The sequence below is a fragment of the Modestobacter sp. KNN46-3 genome (assembly GCF_011039295.1).
Genome location: NZ_JAAKGN010000217.1, coordinates 1 through 6,109, shown reverse-complemented (window position 1 = coordinate 6,109; position 6,109 = coordinate 1). Strand labels below are relative to the sequence as shown.

At 72.3% G+C, this 6,109-nt stretch carries 6 protein-coding genes; 2 read left to right on the top strand and 4 right to left on the bottom strand.

What is annotated here, in order from left to right:
- Nucleotides 1-428: 428 nt before the first annotated feature.
- The 3 genes from G5C62_RS24900 to G5C62_RS24890 form a co-directional block, all read right to left on the bottom strand.
- The gene (locus G5C62_RS24900) at nucleotides 429-1,304 is read right to left on the bottom strand and encodes an alpha/beta fold hydrolase (protein WP_206330853.1); all 876 of its coding nucleotides are present in this window, start codon (nucleotides 1,302-1,304) and stop codon (nucleotides 429-431) included.
- Between the two features lie 541 nt (nucleotides 1,305-1,845).
- Nucleotides 1,846-2,418 carry an MFS transporter gene (locus G5C62_RS24895; protein WP_206330852.1) on the bottom strand — a complete coding sequence of 191 codons (573 nt, stop codon included), beginning with the start codon at nucleotides 2,416-2,418 and terminating at the stop codon, nucleotides 1,846-1,848.
- Nucleotides 2,415-3,425, bottom strand: coding sequence for an NADP-dependent oxidoreductase (locus G5C62_RS24890; protein WP_164703129.1), 1,011 nt, complete (start codon nucleotides 3,423-3,425; stop codon nucleotides 2,415-2,417). Before G5C62_RS24890 ends, G5C62_RS24895 begins: the two co-directional genes overlap by 4 nt.
- A 98-nt stretch (nucleotides 3,426-3,523) precedes the next feature.
- On the opposite strand from G5C62_RS24890, the gene G5C62_RS24885 reads away from it, so the two are divergent.
- Nucleotides 3,524-4,411, top strand: coding sequence for a WYL domain-containing protein (locus G5C62_RS24885; protein WP_164703128.1), 888 nt, complete (start codon nucleotides 3,524-3,526; stop codon nucleotides 4,409-4,411).
- 94 nt (nucleotides 4,412-4,505) lie between these two features.
- Nucleotides 4,506-4,958, top strand: coding sequence for a hypothetical protein (locus tag G5C62_RS24880; protein WP_164703127.1), 453 nt, complete (start codon nucleotides 4,506-4,508; stop codon nucleotides 4,956-4,958).
- Nucleotides 4,959-5,130: 172 nt separating this feature from the next.
- On the opposite strand, the gene G5C62_RS24875 is transcribed toward G5C62_RS24880, so the two are convergent.
- A partial coding sequence (locus G5C62_RS24875) for an MFS transporter (protein ID WP_164703126.1) occupies nucleotides 5,131-6,109 on the bottom strand: 979 nt, incomplete at its 5' end.

Below are 6,109 nucleotides of genomic sequence, written 5' to 3'. Positions count from 1 at the left end.
ACGGCTACACGGCGAGATCGGCCTCGTCCCACCGGCCGAGCACGAAGACAACTTCTACCGGCACAACACCGCGGCGACTACCGTCGCCGCGTCAGTTCCGAGCCTCCACTGAATCCGGGGCGGGACAGCTTGCCGTGGGGATTGCCGCACTGCTCCCGGTACAGCGAGTGTCCGTTGCCGACGTCGAGCCTTCTCGTCTGATGTGGCTCGATCGGCGGGTACCGGCGGTCAACCGCACGGGCATCCTGCCCGAAGTCGGTGCAGCGTCGACTCCGGACGGCCGGAGCAGAATCCCGTAGCGGGACTACGTGCTAGAGGTCCGGCCGCTCACCTCAGCCCCGCCGGACACGATCGTCGCGGCGGTCGACCCGCTCGTGCAGCGCTACCTGACCGGGCCGGTCGAGGTACCGGAGCCCTGAACGAGGGCGTCAGTGCGCGTCGAGGACCTCGCGCAACCGCGCGGCGAACCCCTCCGGCTGGCCGTGCTGGCCGAACTCGCCGCCCAGGAACCCACCGTGGTCGCTCGGGAAGACGGTGACCTCCTGGCCCAGCGCCTGGGCGGTCGCGACGGCGGTGCGCCAGGTGAGGGCGTCCTTCGACTCGATGCCGGCAGCGACGATGATCCGGGTCGACGCCGCCGTCAGCGCCGGGACGTCGGGCCGGAAGGCGGCGATCGCGTCGGAGTCGTGCGACAGCAGTGGGTCGCTGCGTGAACCGTCGTCCTCGACCGGGAGGCCGAAGGTCGCCGGGTCCGGGGCGGCGGTGGCCGAGAAGTCGTCGGTGAACTCCCCTTGCCATGAGGTGAGCGCGATGAAGGCCGCCATGCCGTGCCCCCAGCCCTTGGCCTCGTAGACCGCCTGCACCGCGCGGGTGGCGGCGATCGCGCGGTCGGCGTCCGGGAGGACGTGCAGCAGCGGGGGTTCGTGGGCGACGAGCGTCGTCACGTCATCCGGATGCGCCGCGACCAGGGCCAGCGCCGTGACCGCTCCCCCGCTGCTGGCGAACATCTCCACCGGCCCCCCGACCGCCTCGATGACGCGGTGGACGTCATCGGCGTGCTGCTGGGGCGTGTGCGTGGTCCGCCCGTCGGTCCGCGTGCTGCGACCCAGGCCGCGCGGGTCGTAAGTGACCACTGTGCGGTCGGTGAGGTGCCCAGCGAGCGTGCCGAAGCCGCTCGCGTCCATCGGTGCCCCGATGAGGACCAGCGGCGGCCGTCCGTCCGCCGTCGGCAGCGGACCACGGACGTCATAGGCCAGCGATGCCTCAGACGTGACGAGCGTGCGGGTGGCGATCACAGTGGTCATGGTCGTGCAGACCCCACCCGCCCCCGGAACTCATCGCCCGATCAGCGGGGGGCGCGCGCCAGCTGGCGGATCCGTGTGGCCAGCCGACCGGTGGGATCTGGGTCCGGAGAGGGAAGGCCCAGCCGGCGGCCAGACCACCGCGGCATCGGTGAGGACAGCATCGCCGGTTCCGCCGGTTCTCGCCGTGCGCCTCCGGAGCGCGCGGTGGTGCGTCCGATGCCGACCTGCATCAGAGCGGATGGAGGAGCCTCGGCTGGGCACTGCGCAGCGGAGCCGCGCCCCACCCGGCCCGGATGGCGTTCGACTGCACCGTGAGGCGTCCGCTAGTGACGAGGTGCGCGGACTGGCTCGGCGCCCGCTGCGGAGCTGATGCCCTGGACTGCCTGGCGCAGTCGAGCGGCGGCGCTGGCCGGCTCGGCTTGGCCGGCCTCCAGCCAGGTCAGCACGGCGGCGACCGTGATCGTCGGGGCCGGCCGTGCAGCCCACCGGGCCCACGCTGGATCGGGGATGGATGGGGCGAGGTGGTCGTGTGCCGTGGCGGTCATCTCGGCGGTGAACACGTCGACCTCGGCGCGGAAGGCCGGCTCGCGCGCCGCATGGTGGAAGAGCAGCCGGAACCCGTCGGGATCGCCGGCCGCGGCAGTGAGCAGAAGACGCCGAGGGCCTGATGGCGCTGGCGGCCCTCGGGAAAGACGACGGTCAGCAGCGCCAGTGCGGTGGGGGCCAGCAGGGCTGCACCGGCGCCCTGGAGGGCGCGTGCGGCGATGAGCGCGGACAGATCGGTGGCCAGACCGCCGAGCAGCGAGGCGCCGGCGAACACCGCCGCACCGGTGACGAAGACCTGCCGGCGCCCGAAGCGGTCACCGAGCCGACCGCCGAGCAGCAGCAGGCCGCCGAAGGCCACGGTGTAGGCGGTGATCACCCACTGCAGGTCGGCTGCCGCGTCCACCCGCAGCCCGCCGGCGATCGCGGGCAGCGCCACGTTGACGATGGTTCCGTCCAGCACGACCATCAGCTGGCTGATGGAGAGGACCACCAGCGCCGCCACCTGACGGACCGGTGGGTGCGGTCCCTCGAGGGCGGCCGGAGACGGCGCGGGATCTACCGCGCTCACGTGGCCACCTGCACGAGCACGTTGCCTCGGTGGGTGCCGGCCAGCAGCTCGTCCAGGACGACAGGAGCGGCCTGCAGCCCGCCGGAAACCAGCGTGTGAGGGTAGACCAGGGCCCCCTCGGCCAGCCAAGACCCGTAGGCGCTGTTCCAGGCCTGCAGCTGCTCTGGGGTGTGCATCGTGGTGAACGGCAGGATCACCAGGTCCTTGGCGATCGCCGTCATGACGTCCAGGCGCGGGTGCGCTCCGGGGCCGTCGTCGAGCTGGCCGGACAGTGCCCCGCACAGCGCGAGTCGGGCACCGGGAGCGGCGGCCTGCACGGCCGCCTCGAACTGCTCCCCGCCGACGGTGTCGAAAACGACGTCGACGCCCTCGGGCGCCGCCTCCCTCAGGTCGGCCAGGACGCGCCCGTCGCGGTAGTTGATCGCGGCGTCGTAGCCGAGGACCTCGGTCAGGTAGATGCACTTGGCCGCGCTGCCGGCCGAACCGATCACGCGGCTGGCGCCCAGGGCCTTGGCCACCTGCCCCGCCAGGGACCCCACCCCGCCGGCGGCTCCGGAGACGAAGACGACGTCTCCCTCGCGCACCCGGGCGATGTCGACCATGCCGTGGTGGGCGGTGACCCCCTGGTTGATCGCGAAGTAGGGCTCCGGCAGGCGCGGGTCAACCGGGAACGCCTCGTAGGGCCCGGCGAGCACGTGGTCCTGCCACCCCTTCATGTGCATCACCGCCGTGCCCACCGACAGGCCCCCGTCCCCGGCGGCGATGACCTCACCCACGGCCGCGCCCCACACCGGGGCGCCGAGCTGGTAGCCGGCCATCGGCAGGTTCGGGTGCTCGAGCATCAGGTCGGCCATCACCGCGGCGACCTGGACGTGGGTGGTGCGGACCAGGACCTGCCCAAGGCCGGGGTCGGGCAGCTGAACCCGGTCGGAGGTGAGCAGGTCGGTGGCCGGCTCGGTGCCGGTGCGGTGACGGGCGAGCGTGACGCGGGTGGCTTTGACAGACATGGGGCGTCCTTCACATCAGGGGACATCAGGTGGATGCGGAGGACGCTAGGAACGATCGCGGACAGAACTCGTCCGCGATCTTCGGCACCATCGACGTCATGTGGGACACCCCGGGCAGGCTGCTGCGACTGTTGGAGCTGCTTCAGCAGCGCCAGGAGTGGAGCGCGCACCAGCTGGCGCAGGCTCTGCAGGTCTCCACCCGCACGGTGCGCCGCGACGTCGACCGGCTCCGCGCGATCGGCTATCCGGTGGACTCACGTCCCGGCGTCGACGGCGGCTACTGCCTGACCCCGGGCACCAGCCTGCCGCCGCTGATGTTCGACACCGAGGAAGCGGTGGCCACCGTCGTGGCACTGCAGGTCGCCGGCGTCGCCGGCGCCGAGGTGGCCGCCGGTGCCACCGTGCGGGCACTCACCAAGCTCACGGCGGTGATGCCACGCCGGCTGCGCCGTCAGGTCGACGCTCTGACCGGGCAGGTCAGCCACATGCCCCACGGCGCGGTGGTCGGCCAGTCGCCACCCCCAGTGGACGTGCAGGTGCTGACCACCGCCGCGATGGCCTGCCGCGAACACCGCCAGCTCCGCGCCGAATACCGCAGCGGACGCGGCGAGCTCAGCGAGCGGACCCTCGAGCCGCTACGCCTGGTGCGCGCCGGCCGCCGCTGGTACCTGGTCGCCTGGGACACCACCCGCCACGACTGGCGCACCTTCCGTCTCGACCGCTTCGCCCACCTGGAGTCCACCAGCGCACCCACCGCGCCCCGGCCGAAGACGTCGACGCCTACGTCCTCGCCCAGATCGGAGCTGGTCTCCAGCAGCACCGCGCCACCGTGCGCGTCCACGCCTCCGCAGTCACGGTGCAGTACTGGATCGACCCGGCGTGGGGACACATCGAGGCCATCGACGACACCACCTGCGTGCTGCACGTCGGCGCAGACTCCCTCGCCAGCATCGCCCGCTGGCTCCTGCTCCTCGACGCCGAACTGACACCCCTCCACCCGCCAGCACTGGCCGACGAGTTCGCCGCCCTCGCCGCACGAGCAACCCGCGCCGCACACGGCACCGAGACCGCGCCAAACCCATGACCAGAGCGGCTCGGCGCAACCTCGACCGTCGGCGCAATGTCATCGACTGCCCGTCCGAGCGCCATGGCGCCGACCAGGGCTGGGGTCATGAGTGGCCTGGCAAGTCCAGACCATCGAAAGGCCACGCGCACACCACCGCGCGGTGTCACCAGCTCGTGCAGCAGTCCCGGCTGCAAGCCGCGCATGACGGCCTCGTGATCGGTGTGGGTCCCACCGCCCATGTCGGCGTCGGTCGCGATCCCGTCACCGAGGGACTCGTCCCGTCCGAACACGACGGCGCAGGCCATGTCCAGGTCCGTCGACACCTGCAGGGTGGCGAACGTGCCGGACACATCGGGCACCACGACCGGATCCTCGACGAACACCTGCTCGGCCGCGAGAACCTCCGAGCTGGCGGGGGGTGGAATCCGCCGATCCACCGCACCCAGACAGCACAAGGCCACCCCTGACGCGGGGAGCAGGAGGGATCGGAGCACTCGGGACCTCATGCGCGGCCAACGGTGGCCGCCCGTCCCCCGTTCCCCCAGCCGGCGCCAGGGCCCGGCACAGCCGTTGCGCACCAAGGATGCGGTCGCGGTTCCTCAAGCCTGACGTACCGCGAGCGGTGCCAACAACTGGCCGCTACGGGGGTGGCGGGTCCGGCCGGTTGGACTCAGTGGAGCGCAGCCCCGCCGAGCCCGCGGCTGCGGCCGCGAGGAGCAGGATCGCGCCCAGGTAGTAGACGGCTCGGATCCCGACGAGGTCGGCGAGCAGTCCACCGAGCAGGAGGGAGAGCAGTCGACCGGTCTGCCAGAGCACGTCGAAGCCGGCGAAGACCCGACCGCGCACGCGCTCTGGTGTCTCTGCCTGCAGCAGCGAGTTGAAGGTGACCGCCCCGGTGGAGGTGGCCAGGCCGTAGGCGACGAGGGCGGCCATCGCGGAGACCAGGCCGGTCACCGTGGCGAGGATCGCGTCGACGGCCGCGCGCAGCACGAAAGGTCCCAGGACGTAGCGCGCTCGGCGGGGATCGTCGGTCAATCTGGAGAGGAACAGCGGCCCGGTGGCGGCGCCGACGCCGATGGCGCCGAGCAGGAGTCCGTAGTCCTCGGCTCCGAGACGCAGGTGCTCGCGGGCCAGCACGACGAGCAGGGCTCCAGTCGCCCCGGCCGAGAGTGCCGCCAGGAATTGAGCGCCGGCCAGGGCTCTGAGGAGCCGGTCCCCCGTGATCGCGGCGACACCGTCCCGTGCCTGGGCGTACCACGGCCGGGCGGAGACCGGGGCCGGGACGGTGGGCACCTCCAGCCGGCCGAGTACCAGCGCCGAGAGCACATAGCTGGCGGCGTTGATCCAGAACGCCCACGTGTACCCGAGGGTGGCGACCACGATTCCGGCCAGCGGCGCCAGCACGATCTGCGAGATGACTGCGGCGGTCCACAGCCCGCTGTTGGCGGCGACCAGTTCGCGTTCCCGGACGATGGCCGGCAGCACCGACTGTGCCGCGGGATTGAAGAACACGGCGCCGGCGGACAGCCCGACGGCGATCGCGTACACCGCCGCTACGCTGCCGTCCACAAAGGGCAGGGCGAAGGCCAGGGCTGCTCGGAGCAGGTCCGCGGCGATC

Bases quoted from the DNA above. Each gene is read 5' to 3' on its own strand.
- G5C62_RS24890 (WP_164703129.1), bottom strand. From the start codon at position 3,425: ATGTCTGTCAAAGCCACCCGCGTCACGCTCGCCCGTCACCGCACCGGC.
- G5C62_RS24900 (WP_206330853.1), bottom strand. From the start codon at position 1,304: ATGACCACTGTGATCGCCACCCGCACGCTCGTCACGTCTGAGGCATCG.
- G5C62_RS24885 (WP_164703128.1), top strand. From the start codon at position 3,524: ATGTGGGACACCCCGGGCAGGCTGCTGCGACTGTTGGAGCTGCTTCAG.
- G5C62_RS24880 (WP_164703127.1), top strand. From the start codon at position 4,506: ATGACCAGAGCGGCTCGGCGCAACCTCGACCGTCGGCGCAATGTCATC.